1 protein-coding gene is annotated in these 959 nt (G+C 65.1%); it reads left to right on the plus strand.

Features of this window, described 5'->3' with window-relative positions; all coding sequences use genetic code 11:
- Nucleotides 1-142: 142 nt before the first annotated feature.
- Nucleotides 143-959, plus strand: an 817-nt coding sequence (gene trbL / locus BSZ31_RS12505) for a P-type conjugative transfer protein TrbL (protein ID WP_105029021.1), incomplete at its 3' end; no start/stop codon positions are given.

Raw genomic sequence — 959 nt, forward strand, 5'->3', positions numbered from 1 at the left:
CGTTCCGGCGGCGCTTCTTCGCCGGCCAGACCGGGCCGGACGAATACCGGACGCTGGCCGATCTGCCGCCCATTCCGCCGAGCTTCGATGAACCCGCCGATGGCGGCGAAACACCGGCCTTGCCTGCATACGAGGACGCGCCATGAACGACGTGACCATCATCGACCGCTTCCTCGACACGTTCTCGCGCTACATCGACTCGGGCTTCGGGCTGTTGCAAGGCGAAGTGGCGTTCCTGACCGCCACGCTCATCGTCATCGACATGACCATCGCCGGGCTGTATTGGGCGATGAGCCACGCCACCGGCCAAGGCGAGGACGTGATCGCCAAGCTGCTGCGCAAGGTGCTCTACGTCGGCGCCTTCGCCTACATCATCGGTAACTTCAACTGGCTGGCCGGCATCGTGTTCCGCTCGTTCGCCGGCCTGGGCCTGACGGCCACCGGCTCGGCCATCACGATGGAGAACTTCCTGCAACCGGGGCGGTTGGCGAAGACCGGCATCGACGCGGGTGCGCCGATTCTGGAGCAGATCGGCGACATGGCCGGCTTCCCCGAGGTGTTCGTGAACCTCGACCCCATCGTGGTGATGTTCCTCGCCTGGCTGGTGGTGATCCTCTGCTTCTTCGTGCTGGCGGTGCAGCTTTTCATCACGTTGATCGAGTTCAAGCTGACCACGCTCGCCGGCTTCGTGCTGGTGCCGTTCGCGCTCTGGAACAAGACCTCGTTCCTCGCGGAAAAGGTGCTCGGCAACGTGGTGTCGTCTGGCGTCAAGGTACTGGTGCTGGCCGTGATCGTCGGCATCGGTTCGGGCCTGTTCGCCGAGTTCCAGACCGTGCCGGATGAACCGTCCATCGACCATGCCCTGGTCGTGATGCTCGCCTCGCTTGCGCTGCTGGCGCTGGGCATCTTCGGGCCAGGCATCGCCACGGGCCTCGTGTCCGGTGCGCCGCAGCTTGGCG

Source organism: Limnobacter sp. SAORIC-690, from assembly GCF_002954425.1.
GTDB classification, from domain to species: Bacteria; Pseudomonadota; Gammaproteobacteria; order Burkholderiales; family Burkholderiaceae_B; genus Limnobacter; species Limnobacter profundi.